The organism is Phaeobacter sp. HS011 (genome assembly GCF_018101215.1).
GTDB lineage: Bacteria > Pseudomonadota > Alphaproteobacteria > Rhodobacterales > Rhodobacteraceae > Phaeobacter > Phaeobacter inhibens.
This window is the reverse complement of sequence record NZ_JAGEUF010000002.1, coordinates 329,313-348,204: the sequence shown is the minus strand read 5'-3', so window position 1 is coordinate 348,204 and position 18,892 is coordinate 329,313. Positions and strand designations below refer to the sequence as shown.

The window sequence follows — 18,892 nt, the reverse complement described above, 5'->3', positions numbered from 1 at the left end:
TCTCAGTGATCCTTAATCGAAGTTGCAATGGGATAACCCGACAGATACCGCGCCCTGAGGATCAGGACCCAGAGACAGACAGCCATCAGCTGATGCAGGATCGCGATCTGCCAGGGTGCGGCATAGAGCACGGTGACGATACCAAGGACCATTTGCAATAACAGCGCCGCAAAGACCGCGTTAAAGGCAAAGCGCGTGCGCGGATGGGCGCTGCCACGGCCCCGCAGCCAGACCACCACGCCAAAGGCCAGCAAGAGATAGCCGCTGACCCGGTGAATGAACTGCACAAGGCCGGGGTTTTCAAAAAAGTTGGTCCAAAGCGGCTGCAACATAAACGGCTCAGGCGGCAGAATTTGACCCGCCATCAGTGGCCAATCAGTATAGGACCGGCCTGCATCAATGCCCGCCACCAGCGCACCGAGGATGATCTGCAAAAAACTGAAGTGCAGTAACCCGGTGGAGAGACCAAACAGCTTGGCCTCCTTCGCCCGGCGGGCCTGCATCAGATCGCGCTCTTCGCGCCCCAGCAGGAACATGTACCAGGCGATGAATCCCAGAATGACAAACGCCAGCCCCAGATGGGTCGCCAAGCGGTAAGACGCAACCGAGGTCATACCCTCGCCCTGCGTTACACCAGAGGCCACCATCCACCATCCGATAGCCCCCTGAACAGCGCCCAGAAGGCCGGGCAACGCCAGTCTTCCGGCCCACCCAACGGGGATCTGCCGTGTAACCGCAAAGCCGAGGAACCCAAGCGCCCAAACCAAGCCAATCACCCGTCCCAATTGGCGATGGCCCCATTCCCACCAATAGATTTCCTTGAAATCCGCCAGCTGCATCCATTGATTTTCAATGCGCCACTGGTCGATTTCCTTGTATTTGTCGAACTCTGCCTGCCAATCTGCCTCGCTCAGCGGTGGCATGGCACCGGTCACAGGCCGCCATTCGGTGATCGACAGTCCACTGTCGGTCAGTCGGGTCAGCCCGCCGACAACAATCATCGCCACCACCAGCGCAAAGAGCACTGCCAGCCACGCTCGAATGGCACCCCTTGCGCCGCGACGGGTGCGGTCAATACCGCCGGGGGTCGCCTGTGGGCGTTCTTGCGGCTCGTTGCCAGAGACCTCTTCGAAAATGCTGCGCTTGCTCATGCTTGCCTCTTCCAATTTCCCGTCAAGCTAGGCCGCATGTTCGGCCCCGTCCAGTGGGCGACTATGGTGCAAATCCGCCCGAAGTCGCGCCTCAGTCGCGTTTTTCCTTCCAGCGGACCATCTGTCGCATGATCCCATGCAACATCTGAACGTCTGCGCGGGTGAGCGGCATCCGGCTGAACATATTGCGGAACACGGTTTTCATGCTGGGCGCCTTGTCGGGCGGAAAGAAAAACCCTGCGTCGTCCAACCGGTCCTCATAATGATTGACCAGCGCGTCTACATCCGCGTGGCTGGCCCAGTCGGATTTGCCAAGGTCAGTCACGACGGGGGCAACTTCAGTCACCTGGCGGCGCCATTCATAGGCCGTCAGCAGTACACATTGGCCAAGGTTAAGCGAGGCAAATTCAGGATTTACGGGAACAGAGATAATGGCATTGGCCCGGGCGATATCCTCGTTCTCGAGGCCTGCTCGTTCGGGGCCGAACATCACCGCAACCTTCTCACCTGCCGCGATCTTCTCAGCGGCCAGTTTCATGGCTGCTTCCGGGCTATAGACCGGTTTGGTCAACTCTCGTGGGCGCGCCGTGGTTGCGAAGACGAAATCGCAATCCTCAATCGCACCCGCAAGATCCTCAGCGAGCCGCGCCTCATCCAGCAACCGCCCCGCGCCCGAGGCCATGGCAACGGCCTTGGGGTTAGGCCAGCCATCGCGTGGCGCCACGATGCGCATCCGGTCAAGCCCGAAGTTCCACATCGCGCGGGCGGCTGCGCCGACATTCTCACCCATCTGCGGGCGTACGAGCACAAAGGCGGGCTGAGGGGTATCGCTGGGCATCCGTCTCTCCAAAAAACCTGCTCTGCTCTAGTCGGCACAGGCGTGATGGGCAAGGCCGCGCGGGGCGACTTCTGCGGGAAACCCGCTATATTCCATATATATCAGCGCTGCATCACACGGAAATAACCCGCTCGGGATGTCGCCAAATCCTTGCGTCCAGTGGCAAATGCGCTAAACACCGACAACCACTGAACAGGAGCCCTCCCCATGGACAGCCCCGCTGACGCCCCCGAAACGCCGCAGATCTATCTGACGACGCCCCCCAGTTTTGAGCTCGGCCGCTTTCCCGACCAATTGGCACGGGTGCTGGATTCGGTGGAAATTGCCTGCGTTCGTCTTGAGCTGGCCAGCCGCGATGAGGACACGCTGAGCCGGGCCGGTGATGCCCTGCGCGCTGTGGCCCATGCCCGCGATGTGGCAATTGTGATCGCGGATCACCAGATCCTTGCGGAACGCCTGGGCCTTGATGGGGTTCACCTCTCGGACGCGGCCCGCCCGGTTCGGGCGGCGCGCAAGGCGCTTGGCACCGATGCGATTGTCGGCAGCTTCTGCGCGGCGTCGCGTCACGATGGTCTGACCGCCGCCGAAGCCGGTGCAGACTACGTCAGTTTTGGCCCCGTTGGGACCTCAGGTCTGGGCGATGGCAATCAGGCTCAGAAAGAGCTCTTTGAGTGGTGGTCCCAGATGATCGAAGTGCCAATCGTGGCAGAGGGTGGCCTCACACCTGAGCTGGTCCGTGATCTGACCCCCTATACGGATTTCTTCGGTATCGGAGATGAGATCTGGCGCGAAGAAGATCCGCTCATGAGCCTGCGCAACCTGCTGGCGGCGATGGAGGGCTAAAAGCCCCGCATCCGAATGTAGCGCAACAAACGCCCATGACAGAACGCCTGAGCGGCTTCACTTCCCGTCAGAGGAACAGCCGCTCTACGCACCAGTACCCACCGATCAGCGCAATGGTGAAACTGGCCGGGATGGCGACCCTACCCCGATATTTCGGATGCCGCCAGAACCAGAACCCGAGGAGCGCATAGGCCGCCCCGACGACGGTCAGCTGCCCCAGTTCGACGCCCACATTGAACCCCAGCAGTGCCGGCAGGAACTGCGCATCCGGAAGACCGAATTCACCCAGTACCGAGGCAAACCCCAGCCCGTGCAACAACCCGAACCCAAAGATCACCAGCGTTCGCCAGCTGTGCAATTTACGAGCAAAGATATTCTCGACCGCAACAAACACAATTGATCCGGCAATCAGTGGCTCCACAATGGCAGGATTGATCTGCACCAGCCCCAAAGCGCCAAGCGCAAGAGTAATCGTATGCGCCACCGTGAAGGCGCTGATCTGCCATATCAGAGGCCGCAGCCGGGTGCTGAAGAAAAACAACCCCAGCACAAACAGGATATGATCCAGCCCCTTTGGCAGGATATGGGTGTACCCAACGGGGATATAGTCGATGAACGCCTCGCTCGGCGTCTGCGCCAGCCCGCCTGACAGGGGAATGGTCGGGGTGGTTTCACCACCTTGCAGGTAGCCGGTGTAGGGACCTTCAACACCGTTTTGGCGCAGGACCACGCCGCCCGACCCTTTTGGCCAGCCCAGTTTCAGCCCCCGCGCACCTTCCGGGATTACCCCCGAAAGCCGCAGCAAGGTACTGCGTGGCAGGGCAATGTCCCCCGGCTCCGGGATTTCAATCGCGGTCACCTCCATTGCGATAGCGCCGCGCGCTTCCACCTGCAGACTCTGCAGCCAGTCTTCTGCGAACAGCTGCACCATAGGCGCCAGCTCATCCGGTCCAAGCGCCCGCAGGTCATCATAGTCCTGCGCCTGAATGGCCGTATCGGTATCAACCATGCCATCCAGATCAATACCTGCCACAAAAGCCTCAGCGTTGATCCGCAGATCCATGGTCAGCTGATCGCCGGAAATCTCAAAATCCGCAATCGTCGGCGTGACTTCATGGGCGAAGCCGCTAGAGTGTGAGACGCTCCAGAAGAGCAGGACCAGCAGCAGACGCCTCAGGTGATGCCTCCAGCGGATCGACCTTCCGCGCGGCACCTGCGCCACCCGCTGCCAATGTCTGTCACCAACCGTCCCAGCCAGAGGTCTCATCTGCGCCATGCGTTTTGCCCGCCCTGTTGCTTTTTTTCTGCTCGCGCTTGCCGCAAACACCGTCGGTCGCGCTGCCCTTGCTCACGAGTTTTGGATTGCGCCAGAAAAATATCAAGTAAAATTAGGCGCCTCGGTTCAGGCAGATCTGCGCAACGGGCAAATATTTAGCGGTGCCCGGTTGCCGTATTTCGATCGAAATATCGCCCGGTTCGAGACCTGGGATCAGGCGGGGGTCCGCCCCTATGGCGGACGGATGGGCGACATGCCAGCACTTCAGTTGGAGCCCCCTGCGGAGGGGCTTCTGGTTGTGGTTCACGAGACCACGCCGGACCATCTGACCTACGACAGCTGGGAGGATTTCGCCAAATTCGCAGCCCACAAAGACTTCCCCGATATCGAACAGCGCCATAACGCCCGCGACCTGCCCCGCGAAGGGTTTGTGGAGCGTTACACCCGCCACGCAAAATCGCTGGTTGCTATTGGCAGTGGCGCAGGAGCGGACCGCGCCGTTGGCATGCTCACCGAATTTGTCGCATTGGCCAACCCCTACAACGATGATCTCAGCAGCGGTCTGCCAGTCGAACTGCAATTCCGGGGCCACCTACGCGCAGACGCCCAGATCGAAGTTTTTGAGCGGGCCCCGGATGACACTGTGTCCGTCACACTGCTCCGCACTGACGCTGGTGGCCGCGCCGTGGTGCCTGTGAAATCAGGCCATACCTATCTCCTGGACGCGGTGGTCCTGCGCCCCGTGGATCCTGAGGCTGCATCCCGGACTGATAGCGCAACCACAGGCAAGCCCGCGCCGGTCTGGCAGACGCACTGGGCTGCTCTGACTTTCGCCATTCCCTAGTTCGGTTGCGGCTTGCGGGGGGCGAAAAAACGCGGCAATACGGGTTTTATGACACAGCCTCCGCATGTTCCCGCCTCGCATCAATCTGACGCCACGCCCCTGTCCGGTGGTCCCGCCTCAGCGCAGCCTGATATCCTCTGCATCGGATCGGTGCTCTGGGATATCATTGGCCGCTGCACTGCGGAAATGCAGCGTGGATCGGATATGCCGGGGCGGATCACCCGCCTGCCCGGCGGTGTGGCGATGAACATTGCGATGACCTTGGCCCGTTTTGGCCTGCGCCCGGCCCTCCTGAGCGCCATCGGTCGTGATGCCGAAGGGGATGAGCTGGTCCATGCCTGCGCCCATCTTGGCCTGATCACCGATCACCTCTACCGCTCTGAGGATCTGCCCACCGACCGCTACATGGCGGTCGAGGGCGCCAATGGTCTGATAGCGGCCATTGCAGACGCCCATTCTCTTGAGGCCGCAGGTGCGAAAATCCTGCGTCCGCTGATCGATGGCGCTCTTGGCAGCAAGGATGCACCATATAGCGGCCCGGTGGCGCTGGACGGCAATCTGACCTTGTCTCTGCTGGATGACATCACCGCCAACCCCGCCTTTGCGAAGGCGGATCTGCGCGTCGCCCCCGCCTCACCCGGCAAGGCTGAGCGTCTGCGACCGTTCCTGCTGCGCAGCTGTGGCACACTTTATGTGAACCTTGAGGAAGCAGGCCTGCTCTGTCAGGACGAATTCACCGACAGCCCCACCGCCGCCCGCGCCATGCTGGATCGCGGCGCCGCACGGGTATTGGTCACCGATGGCGGCAGCACCGCTACCGAAGCGGACCATAACGGGCTGATCACCCAGGCCCCGCCACGCGTGACCGTCGCGCGCGTGACAGGCGCTGGCGATACCTTCATGGCTGCACATATCGCAGCCGAGGCCCGCGGCGAAGACCGCGAAACCTCTCTTGCATCGGCACTGAAGGCCGCTGCAACCTATGTTTCAGGAGAACCACCCCTTTGATTAACATGACATTTTCCGCCGAAGTCGCTGCAGCCCGTGCCTCCGGCCAGGCCATCGTCGCGCTTGAAAGCACCATCATCACCCACGGGATGCCCTATCCGCAGAACGTCGAAGTTGCCGCACAGGTTGAGGCCGATATTCGCGCCGCCGGCGCCGTACCCGCCACCATGGCCGTGATCGACGGCGTGCTGCACATCGGGCTTGAAGCGGAGCAACTGCAAGCGCTCGGCCAGGCCAAGGACGTCGCGAAGATTTCGCGCGCGGATATGCCCGCCTGTATCGCCACCGGCGGCACTGGTGCCACCACCGTTGCGGCGACCATGATCGCAGCACGGCTGGCCGGGATCAGCGTTTTTGCCACCGGCGGCATCGGCGGGGTCCATAAAGGCGCAGAAACCAGCTTTGATATTTCCGCCGACCTTATGGAGCTGGCGCAGACCCCGGTCACCGTGGTGGCTGCGGGCGCAAAGGCGATCCTCGACATCCCCAAAACGCTTGAGGTGCTGGAAACCCAGGGTGTGCCTGTGATCGCCTACGGGCAGGACAGCTTCCCCGCGTTCTGGTCGGCAACCTCTGACCTGACTGCCCCCCTGCGCATGGACAGCGCTGCAGAGATCGCCCGCGCCCATGCCACCCGTCAGGCCATGGATCTGCCCGGCGGCCAGCTGATCGCCAACCCGATCCCCGCAGACGATCAGATCGCAGCTGAGGATCTGGCTCCGGTTCTGGCACAGGCCCAGTCCGAAGCGGATGCGCAAGGCGTCGTCGGCAAGGCGGTAACCCCCTTCCTGCTGCAACGCATCTTCGAGCTGACCGAAGGCCGTTCGCTGACCGCCAATATTGCGCTTGTGCGCAACAATGCCCGTCTGGCCGCTGAAATCGCCAAGGAATTGGTCAACTTGAAGCAATAAAGGCCCTTTCTGCGCAGCTGCCCATTGCGGTTGCGCAGATCCCTGCCTAGCTTCCTTACGTTCCTCACCGGTGAAACGCACAGATGACCACACCCTTTGACGACGAAACCACGCCCCGCCGCCCTGGCCTTTTTGCCCGACTGCGGTCGTCCTTCTTTACCGGCATCGTGGTCATTGCCCCGGTCGGGCTGACCATCTGGCTATTGTGGACTGTGATGGGCTGGATCGACGGTGTGGTGTTGCCGCTTGTGCCGCATACCGTGCGGCCCGAGCAATATATCGGGATCAACCTGCGTGGCGTCGGCTTGATTATCTTCCTGCTGTTCACCATCGTTGTAGGCTGGATCGCTAAGGGCATCATCGGCCGTTCGCTCATCGGCTTTGCCGAAAGCCTCGTGGACCGTATGCCAGTGGTGCGCTCGATCTATTCCGGGATCAAACAGATCTCGGAAACCGTGTTTGCCCAGACGGAACGCAGCTTTGACACGGCCTGCCTGATCCAGTACCCGCGCCGCGGAATCTGGGCGATTGGTTTTGTTTCGACCACAGCGAAGGGAGAGGTGGCAGCACGGGCCGAGACCGGTGGAAACCTCCTGTCGATTTTTGTGCCGACCACGCCGAACCCGACATCCGGCTTTCTGCTGTTCTTTCCTGAGGAAGATGTGATCCCGCTGGATATGACTGTAGAAGAAGCCGCTAAACTGGTGATCTCTGCCGGGCTGGTTTACCCAAACGCCAAAGATCCGACGAAACCTGCCGAACTTGTTTCAGACTGAAAATCACTGTCCCCTTCAGGCCGTATCTCCGTAAGGCTGAGCGCCTCGCTCAGCCAAACATCTCCGCCAGATCCACCGTGGAGCGGATGCCGATGGCGCCGCTGTCCCGCTCCAGAAACTGCTCCGCTGCTGCCCGTCCGGCGGCTTTCAGCTTTGCCAGAATCTGCGGGATCGGGATCAGCTTGGTATTGACAGAGAGGTCCCGCATCAGATCGTCATCAGCGATCATATGCACCAGAACACGCTTCATCTCTCCTGCCGCCAGCTGTCCCTCCTCCAACAGCCGCTGAACAAAGGAAATGGCCCGCAGCTCGCGCAGAAGCGACGAGTTGAAGCTGATCTCATTCACCCGGTTCTGAATCTGCTGCGGCGTGCGCGGCAGCTCATCGCGTTCCAGCGGGTTAATGCTGACGATCACCACATCCGAGGGCAATTCAGACCGGTAAAGCGGGAACAACGCTGGATTGCCGGTATAGCCGCCATCCCAATAGGGCTCCAACCGGCCGGTCTTCGGGTCCTCAATTTCGATGGCCTGAAACAGGTTCGGCAGACAGGCCGAGGCCAGGATCGCGTCAGTCGTCACCTCCTCGCCGGAAAACACTCGCACCTTGCCACTGCGTACAGAAGTGGCGCAGATGAACAGCTGCGGACCCTGATTGGCGCAGACCTCGGCAAAGTTGAACCCCTCCACCACCGGTCTGAGAGGATTGCGATAGAACGGCCCATAGCTATAGGGCGACAGGATCTGGCCCATTGCCTCACGCGGTGAAAACGGCGCGATCCAATCCAATACGCCCAGCAACGGTGCCGCATCAAGCCCAGCCAGCCAATGGGCAAAACGCATGTCGCCCACAGCCCCCATCCGCTGCCAGAGATGATCAAGACAGGCCCGCGCGCCTGCGCGTCCCCCCCGAACCAGACCGGATTTCAACGCCGCCCCGTTCAACGCCCCGGCAGAGGTGCCGGTGATGGCGGCGATCTCCAGATCCTCACACTCCAATAGCCGGTCCAGAACACCCCAGGTAAACGCCCCATGCGCACCGCCGCCCTGCAGGGCCAGATTTATCCGCTTTGTCACACTTTATCTCCTGACCGGCGACGCAGGTCCGGACCTGCGCATTTCGCTTTTCACCTTTCCCAAAATACTCCGGGGGTGAATTGCCCCAGGTGGGCAAGAGGGGGCTGGCCCCCTCTCCACATCCGCGTCGCGACTACAGCGCGGTCCAGCCACCATCGACGCTCAGGGTGGTGCCTGTCATCTGTGCCGCCGCATCGGAACACAGAAACACCGCCGTGCCGCCCAGCTGTTCAACCGTTGCAAACTCGCGCGAGGGCTGGCGTTCCAGCATCACCTTCTTGATCACTTCTTCCCGGCCCATATTATATTTTTCCATCGTATCGGGGATCTGCGCCTCCACCAGCGGGGTCAGCACATAGCCCGGGCAGATCGCATTGGCGGTGATCGGCTCCTCTGCGGTTTCCAGGGCCAGCGTCTTGGTCAGACCGACAACGCCATGTTTGGCCGCAACATATGCCGATTTATAGGGAGAGGCTGTCAGCCCATGCGCCGAGGCGATATTGATCACCCGGCCCCAGCCTGCGCTGCGCATCATCGGCAGGGCCGCAGCGGCGGTGTGAAAGGCTGACGACAGGTTGATAGCAAGGATTGCGTTCCACTTGTCGACCGGAAACTCATCCACTGGCGCCACATGCTGGATCCCTGCATTATTGATCAGGATGTCGCAGCGACCGGATGTGGTGATCAGGGCGCGACAGGCCTCTGCATCGGACATATCTGCCTGAATATAACGCGCCTCAACGCCGAACTCGGCAGCGATCTCGGCGGCCAGCGCATGGTCCTCGTCACGGTCGGTAAAGGAGTTCAGAACCACATCCGCCCCGGCACGCGCCATCTCCCGCGCAACCCCAAGACCAATACCGGAATTCGACCCGGTAATCACCGCACATTTGCCGCTCAACGTCATCTTGCTCTTCCCTTCCTGTGCAAAACCTGATTGGTGCAACTGTGGCATGCTGCACCTGCAAAGGAAACGGCAATCACCGCGTGAAAGTTGCAAGAAACCGGTCAAAAAAGAGCCTGCCCGCAGACAGCTGACTCCGGTCAGGTGACATCCGGATTGAGGCTCTGCGGGTCAACACACCGTAGGAATTGGGAATCGCAAGGTCAAAAAAAACGCCCGCACGAAGCGGGCGTTAAGTTATTGAGGCAGGTTTCATACAGGCAAGAAACCTATCGAGCAGTGGGACCTTTATAAGCAATTTCCCCCGCTCATCCAAGCTAAAAGTTTGAATTGACCCGACAGCGCCATTAGCGTTGGTGTTCATGAAAATAAGGCCAGAGCGGGATTGTTGCAAAAGTGCGTCCAGATTTTTTCTTTAGAGTTCGACCGGCCTTGGCCGGAATCATCCTCAGCGCAAGCGTTAATTTTGCACAAGCAGAATCAGCGCATGGCATAGCTATGTATGGGGACCCGGCCCTACCACCGGATTTTGTGTCTTTACCCTATGCAAACGCCGAGGCGCCCAAGGGTGGCAAGGTGGTCTTCGGCAACACCGGTGGCTTTGATACGCTGAACCCTTTTGCCCCAAAAGGCACGCCGCCCTGGCAGATGCGCTTCTGGGGATATGAGAGTCTGATGGGGCGGTCTGCGGACGAGGCATTCACGCTCTATGGGCTGCTCGCCGAATCGATTGAGGTGCCGGATGATCGCGCATGGGTTGAATTTACGCTACGTCCGGAGGCCCGATTCTCCGATGGTTCACCAGTCACGGTCGCAGATGTCATCTGGTCCTATGAAACCCTCGGACAGGAGGGACATATCCGCTATCGGCGGTTCTCGAACCAGATCGACAGCATCGAACAAACGGGCGAGCGCAGCCTGCGCATAACCTTTAATGAGGACAACCGTGAACTGGCGCTCATCGCGGGCCTGCGTCCGATCCTGAAAAAGGGACAGTGGGACGGCAAGGATTTTGCCGCCTCCGGCCTGGATGAAGCCCCAATCGGCTCCGGACCTTATACCGTTGCTGCATTCGAACCCGGCCGCTTCATCCGCTTTTCCCGCAATCCCGACTACTGGGGGCGCGATCTACCCTTGCGACGCGGCACCAATAACTTTGATGAGATCCGGCTGGATTTTTATGGCGACCAAACCGTATTGCTGGAAGCCTTCAAAGCGGGCGAGATTTCTGCGATCCGGGAGTTCAACGCCGCAAAATGGGACAAGGCGTATGATTTTCCGGCGATCGCCAATGGCGACGTCGTCAAGACCGTCATCCCCAATGGCAAACCCTCCGGCATGACGGGCATCGCGATGAACACCCGCCGCGCGCCCTTCGACGACTGGCGCGTGCGCGAAGCGCTGATCCGGGCCTTCAACTTCGAATATATGAACGAGACGCTGACAGGCGGAACCCAGCCGCGAATTTCGTCTTATTTTTCCAATTCCTATCTGGCCCTGCAACCCGGCCCCGCCGAGGGCAAGGTGCGCGCGCTCCTGGCCCCATTTGAGGAAAGCCTGCTCCCCGGTGTGCTGGAAGGCTATAGCCTGCCTGTTAGCGATGGCACTGAGCGCAATCGCAAGAACCTGCGCGCGGCGACAAAGCTTCTCGCGGAGGCAGGTTGGACCGTTCAAGACGGCGTTATGCGCAATGCCGAGGGTGAGGCGCTGGAGTTGCGGGTCCTGCTGACCCCCGGCAATCTCGGCGAAGGCGAAATGCGCTCCGTTGTGGAAATCTACGCCCGCGCTTTGGAACGTCTTGGTATCTCTCTGTCATCTGACATTGTCGACAGCGCCCAGTTTGTTCAGCGCCAGCAGGCGTTTGACTATGACATGACCTTCTTCCGCCGGGCGATGTCACTGAGTCCCGGCAATGAACAATATCTCTATTGGGGCAGTGCTGCGGCGCAACAGCAAGGGTCGCGTAATCTGATCGGGATTGAGGACCCGGCAGTGGATGCCATGATAGACGCGATGCTGGTCTCAACCAGCAAGGAGGATTTCACCGCTGCCGCCCGCGCATTGGATCGCCTGTTGACGGCCGGCCGCTATGTGATCCCGGTCTGGCAATATGCCGAGGGGCGCATCGCTCATGTGAAGGAGCTGAAGTTCCCGGACCGGCGACCGGTCAGCGGCGATGGGATCACCTACATGCCCGAGGTCTGGTGGTATCAGGCCGACTGACCTCACCAACCATCCAGATGACCCTGGCCCGCTCCGATATCTCGGGGCGGGCCTTTTCGTGGTCCGAGCTGGCTCTTGACCCGAAACCATTAATTCTGTATTTCGTGAAATATGGAAATAGAAATCACATCGCAACTTTCTGCATTGGCGCACCCAAATCGGCTGGCACTGTTCCGCCTGCTGATGCGACGCTATCCCGATGCTGTTCCCGCTGGTGAGATCGCCGCCGCCCTGGCGCAGAAGGCCAACACCGTTTCCAGCTACCTCTCGACCCTCAGCGCCGTCGGCTTGATCCGTGCTGAGCGGCAAGGCACCTCGTTGCTCTACCGGGCACAATTGGATGGGTTGCGAAATCTGTTCGACGATCTGCTATCGGACTGCTGTCACAATCGTCCGGATATTTGCCCGCCTACCGTGGCGCAGACCCCCTTGCTGCCCGGCAGCGACCGACCCCTAAATGTTCTGTTCATCTGCACCGGAAACTCCGCCCGCTCCATCATGGCAGAGGCGATCCTGCAGCAGCATAGCGATGGACGGTTTCACGCCTATTCCGCAGGTAGCCGCCCATCCCCCGCGCCGCGCCCCGAGGTCCTGAGTCTGTTGCGCGCAAACGGACATGAGACCGGCGGGCTTCGCTCAAAAGATCTCAGCGAATTCTCTGGAGATGATGCCCCACCAATGGATTTCATCTTCACCGTCTGCGATCACGCCGCAAATGAAGACTGCCCGGCCTGGCCCGGCCAGCCCATGAGCGCCCATTGGGGTCTCCCTGATCCCGTCAAAGCCAAAGGGCGAGAGGCAGAAAGACGTCTGGCATATCAGCAAACCTATGACGCGCTGCGCAACCGCATCCGCAGCTTCGCCGCGCTCCCCTATGAAACACTTGACCGCATATCATTGCAGCACCGGCTGGATGACATCGGCCGTCATACACCCTCTGAATAACCATCAAACGAGTTCATCATATGAATATTCTCGTCCTCTGCACGGGCAACTCTGCACGCTCCATCCTGCTGGAAACCCTCTTGAACAGCCATGGAACAGGCCGGGTCAAAGCCTATTCCGCGGGCTCCAAGCCGGCTGGATCAATCCACCCACAGTCGCTGGCACTTCTGGCGGAGAAAGGCCACGACACCAGCGCTGCAAGGTCGAAGAGCTGGGATGAGTTTGCGTCTGAGGGGGCACCTCAGATGGATCTGGTGATCACCGTCTGTGCCTCCGCTGCGGGCGAGACCTGCCCGATCTGGCCCGGCACCCCGCTGCGCGCCCATTGGGGCGTCGAAGATCCCGCTGCGGCTGCCAGCCCCGATTGGGACGCCGCCTTTCGCATTGCCTATGACCGGCTGGAGCGACGCGCCCAGGCATTTCTAAACCTGCCACTGGAGCACATCAACACCGACGACCTGCGCCAAGACCTGATCCGGATCGGAGAGCTGCCATGACCACGCAAAAACTAATCGCCGAAGCGCTCGGTACCGGTTTTCTGCTGATCGGCGTTGTGGGGTCGGGCATCATGGCCGAAACCCTGTCGGGTGGAAACATCGGGTTGGCGCTGCTGGCCAATGCGGTGGCAACGGGCGCGATGCTCTATGTGATCATCACGACGCTGGGGCCGATTTCTGGCGCACATTTCAACCCGGCGGTCACGCTTGCCTTTGCGCTGCGCGGCGATCACAGCTGGGCTGCGGTGCCGCCGTATGTGGCTGCGCAGATCATTGGCGGCATCCTCGGCGTCTGGGCCAGCCATGTGATGTTTGATCTGACCATCCTGCAGACCTCCACCACCATGCACCGGACCGGGGGCGCTCAATGGTTTTCGGAAATTCTTGCGACATTTGGTCTGCTGTTCGTGATTTTTGGCGGGTTACGCTCCCGTCCAGAGGCTGTTCCTGCCCTTGTCGCCTTCTATATCACGGGTGCCTATTGGTTTACCGCCTCCACCAGTTTTGCCAATCCAGCGGTGACGATTGCGCGCGGGTTCAGTGATACATTTGCGGGCATCTACCCCGGCCATATTCTGATGTTCATCGTCATGCAGTTCATCGGTGTTGGTCTGGCGCATCTGATCCTGCCACGCCTGTTTCGACCCAGTTGACCGCCAGCCAACCCAGAGCAAATCTCAGGCGAAACCCGACACCGGGGGCACCCAGCATGACGCGGACTTTCTTTTTTTGCAAAAAATGCTAGCATCAATACCCACGCGCAATTTTGACCCGGAGGGAGCCCCCCCATGCCTGTTCAAACAGCCCGCGCCAGCTGGTTCGACAGGATGCCCCGTCTCAAGCAACGGTTTCCGCATCTGCAGACCCGCTCGGCCCCATCCCTGTTCGACGACAAGGATAAGTTTGTCGCCTATTTGGCCCGTACCCATCACCTGACGCTGACGGAGGCCCGGGAGGAAGTGGATGATTTCCTCTATACCGAGAGCCTGCATCGGGAATTGGAACATCAGCTGAACTGATCCGACCTGTCCGCACAGCGGCCATTCCCTCGCTCGGGGGGATCTACTGTGGGGACTTCAGAGAGGTGATCAATAGAAAACAGCCCCGCAGCGGGCTGTGATGTCTCGGCCGATTTTGGGCCATATGGGGCTGTCTCGCAGAGCGACAGCCCCTATGACAGGGACGTCACCCAGAGAATGGTCGCATCTTCATCGCTGAGAGAGATCACGTTATGCCCCATGGCAGCGTCATAATAGGCGCTGTCGCCACGCCGCATTTCAATCGGTTCGTAGAACTCAGTATAAAGCCGCACGACTCCTGTCAGCACGTATAGGAATTCCTCGCCGTCGTGGCGCACCCAGCCCTCAAATTCATCCATCGACCTGGCCCGAACGCGAGCGCGATAAGGCAACATCTGTTTGCGCGTCAGGCTATCGGCCAGCAGTTCATGCTCATATGTCGTGGTGGCATGGGCAGAGCCCTGACCGGTCTTGGTCACCGTCAGACGGCCATTGACCTGATCCCGTTGCGGCTGGGTAAACAGCTGTGGGACCGAGATCTGAAGCCCCACCGCCAGCTTCTTCAACGCCTCGTAAGTCGGTGACATCTGGCCATTTTCGATCTTCGACAGGGTCGAACGCGCAAGGCCTGCCTGATTGGCGGCATGTTCCAGCGTCCAGTCCCGCGCCTTGCGCAGCTCGCGCACCCGAGCCCCCAGATCCAGTGGCTCGGTTTCGGCGGCCTCACCCGATGCGCGGGCAATAGTGATGAGCGATTTGGGATCACGAGAGGTCATGCTTTTTCCTATAGGGCGGGGCGCGCCATCTTGCAACGCGTGGTTTGCCAAGTTAGCCAATCGACATGCAATCTGTGTTTGACAGCGGGCCCTTCGCGCCCTGCCCCGCGCCGTTCAATCTGGCCGACCACGTGCTCTACCAGCGCGCGGCGGCGCGTCCCGCAGCAGCGGATGCGGTGGCGCTGTGCGTGCTGGCGCCGCAGTCTCCATCCAGCGCTGCCACATCAGATCTGCCGCAAGAGCCGTCGCCACAGATCTACACCTACGGGGCCCTGCGCGCTGCGGTGCGTGGACTTGGCGCCGGACTGCTGGCCGAAGGGCTATCTCCCGGCGACCGGGTGCTGCTGCGACTGGGCAATACGCCGATCTTTCCGATTGCCTATCTGGCCGCGATTGCTGTTGGTCTGGTGCCGGTTCCCACCTCCACACAGCTGACCGAGCCTGAGGTGGCGCGCATCATCGATGACCTGTCGCCTGCTGCGATCCTGCGCGATCCGGGGATCGCCTCGGCACCGCACCCCTGCGAAATCGACCGCGACTCACTTGAGGCCATGCAGCGCGCCGCACCACCGGAAAACGAGTTTCACATGCAGCTCGGCGACCCTAATCGACCGGCCTATGTCGTCTATACCTCCGGGACCGGCGGAAATCCGCGCGCGGTTGTGCATGCCCACCGGGCGATCTGGGCGCGCCAAATGATGATCCGTCATTGGTATGATCTGCGCCCCACCGATCGCCTCCTTCATGCCGGTGCATTCAACTGGACCTTCACCTTGGGCACCGGGCTGATGGACCCGTGGAGCCTTGGCGCAACCGCACTGATCCCCGAAGATGGCACCTCGATCACCGCGCTGCCTGACCTCTTGCGCCAACATGATGCCAGCCTCTTTGCCGCTGCGCCCGGCGTTTATCGCAAACTACTGCAAAAAGACCGGACGCTACAGCTGCCCGCCCTGCGCCACGGTCTCTGCGCCGGTGAGAAACTCTCCAGCCAAGTCGCGCAGGATTGGCGGGCAGCCACCGGCACCGCGCTCTATGAGGCGTTTGGCATGTCGGAATGTTCGACCTTCATCTCGGCGGATCCGGCGCGCCACCGTGATCCTGAGCAAGCAGGCGACACGCTGGGCTGGCCGCAACCGGGACGCCGGATTGCCATTCTTGATCCAACCGGTCGGCCTTCTCCTCGCAACTCCCCCGGCGTCATCGCCATTGATCGCCGCGACCCAGGGTTGATGCTGGGCTACCACAACGCCCCAGACGCCACCCAGGACCGTTATCAGGGGGAGTGGTTCCTGACCGGCGATCTGGGCGAAATGACGGACACCGGGCAGATCCGCTATCTTGGGCGCAACGATGACATGATGAACGCAGGCGGCTATCGCGTCTCTCCCCTAGAGGTGGAAGCGGCGTTGACGAGCCATCCCGATCTTGAACAGGTGGCGGTCGCCTCTGTCGAGGTGAAACCCGACACCCGTATCATCGTTGCGTTCTATACCAGTGCCAAAGACGTGACCGCTGAGGCGCTTTCGGCTTTTGCCAAGGACCGGCTGGCGCGCTACAAACAGCCGCGCGCTTATCTGCGTCTCGACGCGCTGCCCAGCGGAGCCAATGGCAAACTGCTGCGCCGCGCCCTGCCCGATTGCTACATCCGATACCAAAGGACCCCGTCATGAGCCTTGTGAAGCTTGATATTCTGTCAGATCCGATCTGCCCCTGGTGCTATATCGGCAAGACCCATCTGGACAAGGCGCTGGCCGAGATTGGCGATCATCCGTTTGTCATTGAATGGCACCCGTTCCAGCTCAACCCCGACATGCCACGTGAAGGCATGGATCGGCGCAGCTATCTTGAGGCGAAATTCGGCGGCAAGGAGGGCGCGGTGAAAACCTATGCCCCGGTTGTGGAACACGCCAGTGCCGCCGGGCTTGAGATCAATTTCGAGGCGATGGAACGCACGCCGAACACACTGGACGCCCACCGCCTGATCCACTGGGCCGGGATCGAGGGAAAGCAGAGCGCCGTGGTCGATGCACTCTTTGATGCCTATTTCGTAAAGGCCAAGGATATTGGCGACGCTGAGATCCTCGCCGATATTGCCGAGGTCGCGGGAATGGACCGCGCAGTCACCCTGCGGCTCTTATCCGGGGACACCGACGCCGAGGAAATCCGCAACCGCGACGCCCATTCGCGAGAGATGGGGGTCACATCGGTGCCGACATTTGTTGTCGCGAACCAACACGCCGTGCCGGGCGCGCAGCAACCCGAACTGTGGAAACAGGTGATCGCCGACATTCAGAAACAGCTGCAAGAAGGTGATGCGGCTCAAACCGACAAAGCCTAACAGCGCGCTTTGATACGCCTGAATTGATATCAAGGGTCTGGGCCTGCGGGACAGAGCAGTCCAGCCCCTTGCCGCGCGATCAGATACAAAGATGCACAGGAAGCTGTGCGTCTTGGCTGCTGGCCCAATCCCGAGAGATATGTTAGCGCGGACAGAGCGCCGCCCAGACAGTGCCCGATTACCGGGGCTCCTGATGTGTCGCCCGAGGTTTCAAATGACAAAAGATATACAGATCAGCATGTCCAAAGCTGAGTTCATTGCCCTGATTGCGATGATGTTCGCAACTGTTGCATTTTCTATCGACGCCATGCTGCCTGCGCTGCCCGAAATCGGTCAGACGCTCAGCGCCGATAACCCCAACCGCGCGCAGCTGGTCATTGCGACCTTTGCGCTTGGCATGGGGATCGGAACCTTCTTTACTGGGCCTCTCTCCGATGCCTTTGGCCGCCGGAGCGTTATTTTTGCCGCCGCTGGCCTTTATATTGCAGCCGCTTTGCTGGCCTATGCCAGTTCTTCCATCGAAATGCTGCTGTTGAGCCGTGTGGTGATGGGGCTTGGTGCCGCCGGTCCGCGCGTCGTAGCGCTGGCAATTGTGCGCGACCTCTATTCTGGTCGTGAAATGGCCCGGATGATGTCCATCGCCATGCTGATCTTCACCCTCGTGCCAGCCGTTGCCCCGATGATGGGTGCAGGCATTATCCTGCTGACCAGCTGGCGGGCGATCTTTCTGGCGTTTGCGCTGTTTGCCGTCGTTATCGTTCTCTGGATGGGGCTGCGCTTGCCTGAACCCCTGCCGGTCGAGAACCGCCGCCCGTTCCGCCTGCCCAGCCTTCTTGCTGCTGTGGTTGAGATGTTTCGGCATCCCACCGTACGGCTGTCGATGATGGTGCAATGCCTGTGTCTGGCGATGCTGTTTTGCATGATCACGCTGGTGCAGCCGATTTATGATGTTGTGTTTGATCGCGCCGCCAGCTTTCCGTTCTGGTTCGGTTTCATCGCCATAATGTCCGGCACCGGCAGCCTGATCAACGCCTCCCTTGTGGTCCGTTTGGGTATGCGACGCATGGTGACCTGGGCGCTGGCCGGGCAGATCATCTTCTCCGTGCTGATGCTGGGCCTGGAGGTGCTGCCGCTGTCCGGTGATCTTATGTTTGCGCTGTTTGTAGCCTGGCAGACCAGTGTGTTTTTCATGGCCGGCCTCACACTTGGCAACCTCAACGCCATGGCGATGGAGCCGATGGGCCATATCGCAGGCATGGCCGCATCCATCGTGGGCGGTGTGTCCACCGTGTTTGCCGCCGCTGCCGCTGCGACGGTGGGGCTGCTGTTTGATGGCTCCATTGCGCCACTCACTGGTGCGATCCTGCTGATGGTGATCGCAGGCTACGCCATCATGTTGCATATGGCACGGGTGGAAAACCGGGTGGCGGCGGAATAGACGCCACATCATAACACGATACAA

At 60.4% G+C, this 18,892-nt stretch carries 19 protein-coding genes; 13 read left to right on the top strand and 6 right to left on the bottom strand.

What is annotated here, in order from left to right:
* Nucleotides 1-2 precede the first annotated feature (2 nt).
* Both ctaA and J4721_RS05145 read right to left on the bottom strand, forming a co-directional pair.
* On the bottom strand, nucleotides 3-1,151 hold the full coding sequence (gene ctaA / locus J4721_RS05150) for a heme A synthase (protein ID WP_027247345.1): 1,149 nt from the start codon (nucleotides 1,149-1,151) through the stop codon (nucleotides 3-5).
* A gap of 91 nt (nucleotides 1,152-1,242) precedes the next feature.
* Nucleotides 1,243-1,989: an RNA methyltransferase gene (locus tag J4721_RS05145; protein WP_014874623.1), complete on the bottom strand. Its 747-nt coding sequence runs from the start codon at nucleotides 1,987-1,989 to the stop codon at nucleotides 1,243-1,245.
* 207 nt (nucleotides 1,990-2,196) lie between these two features.
* On the opposite strand from J4721_RS05145, the gene J4721_RS05140 reads away from it, so the two are divergent.
* Nucleotides 2,197-2,832: a thiamine phosphate synthase gene (locus J4721_RS05140; protein WP_102854592.1), complete on the top strand. Its 636-nt coding sequence runs from the start codon at nucleotides 2,197-2,199 to the stop codon at nucleotides 2,830-2,832.
* Nucleotides 2,833-2,899: 67 nt separating this feature from the next.
* Here J4721_RS05140 and J4721_RS05135 read toward each other — a convergent pair whose 3' ends face one another.
* A complete protein-coding gene (locus J4721_RS05135) occupies nucleotides 2,900-4,108 on the bottom strand; it encodes a HupE/UreJ family protein (RefSeq protein WP_211002221.1) in 1,209 nt (402 codons plus the stop codon).
* Between J4721_RS05135 and J4721_RS05130 the strand changes: the two genes are divergently transcribed.
* The 4 genes from J4721_RS05130 to J4721_RS05115 all read left to right on the top strand — a co-directional run bounded on the left by J4721_RS05130 (nucleotide 4,107) and on the right by J4721_RS05115 (nucleotide 7,647).
* Nucleotides 4,107-4,952 carry a DUF4198 domain-containing protein gene (locus J4721_RS05130; RefSeq protein WP_211002220.1) on the top strand — a complete coding sequence of 282 codons (846 nt, stop codon included), beginning with the start codon at nucleotides 4,107-4,109 and terminating at the stop codon, nucleotides 4,950-4,952. The genes J4721_RS05135 and J4721_RS05130 overlap by 2 nt on opposite strands.
* Before the next feature lie 48 nt (nucleotides 4,953-5,000).
* A complete protein-coding gene (locus tag J4721_RS05125) occupies nucleotides 5,001-5,960 on the top strand; it encodes a PfkB family carbohydrate kinase (protein ID WP_014879962.1) in 960 nt (319 codons plus the stop codon).
* Entirely contained in the window at nucleotides 5,957-6,871 is a 915-nt protein-coding gene (locus J4721_RS05120; protein ID WP_102854589.1) for a pseudouridine-5'-phosphate glycosidase, read from the top strand. The genes J4721_RS05125 and J4721_RS05120 overlap by 4 nt, the downstream gene beginning before the upstream one ends.
* An 83-nt stretch (nucleotides 6,872-6,954) precedes the next feature.
* On the top strand, nucleotides 6,955-7,647 hold the full coding sequence (locus J4721_RS05115; RefSeq protein WP_014874617.1) for a DUF502 domain-containing protein: 693 nt from the start codon (nucleotides 6,955-6,957) through the stop codon (nucleotides 7,645-7,647).
* Nucleotides 7,648-7,696: 49 nt separating this feature from the next.
* Here the strand turns inward: J4721_RS05115 and J4721_RS05110 are convergent, their stop codons facing one another.
* Together J4721_RS05110 and J4721_RS05105 are read right to left on the bottom strand one after the other, a co-directional pair.
* Nucleotides 7,697-8,725, bottom strand: a complete 1,029-nt coding sequence (locus tag J4721_RS05110; protein ID WP_211002219.1) for a patatin-like phospholipase family protein — start codon at nucleotides 8,723-8,725, stop codon at nucleotides 7,697-7,699.
* A 133-nt stretch (nucleotides 8,726-8,858) separates the two neighbouring features.
* On the bottom strand, nucleotides 8,859-9,632 hold the full coding sequence (locus J4721_RS05105) for a 3-hydroxybutyrate dehydrogenase (protein WP_044040917.1): 774 nt from the start codon (nucleotides 9,630-9,632) through the stop codon (nucleotides 8,859-8,861).
* Between the two features lie 393 nt (nucleotides 9,633-10,025).
* Between J4721_RS05105 and J4721_RS05100 the strand changes: the two genes are divergently transcribed.
* From J4721_RS05100 to J4721_RS05080, 5 genes are all read left to right on the top strand, one after another.
* Nucleotides 10,026-11,852: an extracellular solute-binding protein gene (locus tag J4721_RS05100; RefSeq protein ID WP_211002218.1), complete on the top strand. Its 1,827-nt coding sequence runs from the start codon at nucleotides 10,026-10,028 to the stop codon at nucleotides 11,850-11,852.
* A 111-nt stretch (nucleotides 11,853-11,963) separates the two neighbouring features.
* Nucleotides 11,964-12,797 (top strand): helix-turn-helix domain-containing protein, encoded by an 834-nt coding sequence (locus tag J4721_RS05095; protein WP_014879957.1) that lies wholly within the window; start codon nucleotides 11,964-11,966, stop codon nucleotides 12,795-12,797.
* 20 nt (nucleotides 12,798-12,817) lie between these two features.
* On the top strand, nucleotides 12,818-13,294 hold the full coding sequence (locus tag J4721_RS05090; protein ID WP_211002217.1) for an arsenate reductase ArsC: 477 nt from the start codon (nucleotides 12,818-12,820) through the stop codon (nucleotides 13,292-13,294).
* Entirely contained in the window at nucleotides 13,291-13,947 is a 657-nt protein-coding gene (locus tag J4721_RS05085) for an MIP/aquaporin family protein (protein WP_014874611.1), read from the top strand. The genes J4721_RS05090 and J4721_RS05085 overlap by 4 nt, the downstream gene beginning before the upstream one ends.
* A gap of 135 nt (nucleotides 13,948-14,082) precedes the next feature.
* On the top strand, nucleotides 14,083-14,313 hold the full coding sequence (locus J4721_RS05080; RefSeq protein ID WP_014874610.1) for a hypothetical protein: 231 nt from the start codon (nucleotides 14,083-14,085) through the stop codon (nucleotides 14,311-14,313).
* A gap of 152 nt (nucleotides 14,314-14,465) precedes the next feature.
* On the opposite strand, the gene J4721_RS05075 is transcribed toward J4721_RS05080, so the two are convergent.
* Complete coding sequence (locus J4721_RS05075; protein WP_014874609.1) at nucleotides 14,466-15,089, bottom strand: helix-turn-helix domain-containing protein; 624 nt, start codon at nucleotides 15,087-15,089, stop codon at nucleotides 14,466-14,468.
* A 65-nt stretch (nucleotides 15,090-15,154) separates the two neighbouring features.
* Between J4721_RS05075 and J4721_RS05070 the strand changes: the two genes are divergently transcribed.
* From J4721_RS05070 to J4721_RS05060, 3 genes are all read left to right on the top strand, one after another.
* Nucleotides 15,155-16,762, top strand: coding sequence for a class I adenylate-forming enzyme family protein (locus J4721_RS05070; RefSeq protein ID WP_211002216.1), 1,608 nt, complete (start codon nucleotides 15,155-15,157; stop codon nucleotides 16,760-16,762).
* A complete protein-coding gene (locus tag J4721_RS05065) occupies nucleotides 16,759-17,430 on the top strand; it encodes a DsbA family oxidoreductase (protein WP_211002215.1) in 672 nt (223 codons plus the stop codon). The genes J4721_RS05070 and J4721_RS05065 overlap by 4 nt, the downstream gene beginning before the upstream one ends.
* A gap of 214 nt (nucleotides 17,431-17,644) precedes the next feature.
* Nucleotides 17,645-18,868: an MFS transporter gene (locus J4721_RS05060; RefSeq protein WP_211002214.1), complete on the top strand. Its 1,224-nt coding sequence runs from the start codon at nucleotides 17,645-17,647 to the stop codon at nucleotides 18,866-18,868.
* Nucleotides 18,869-18,892: the final 24 nt, after the last annotated feature.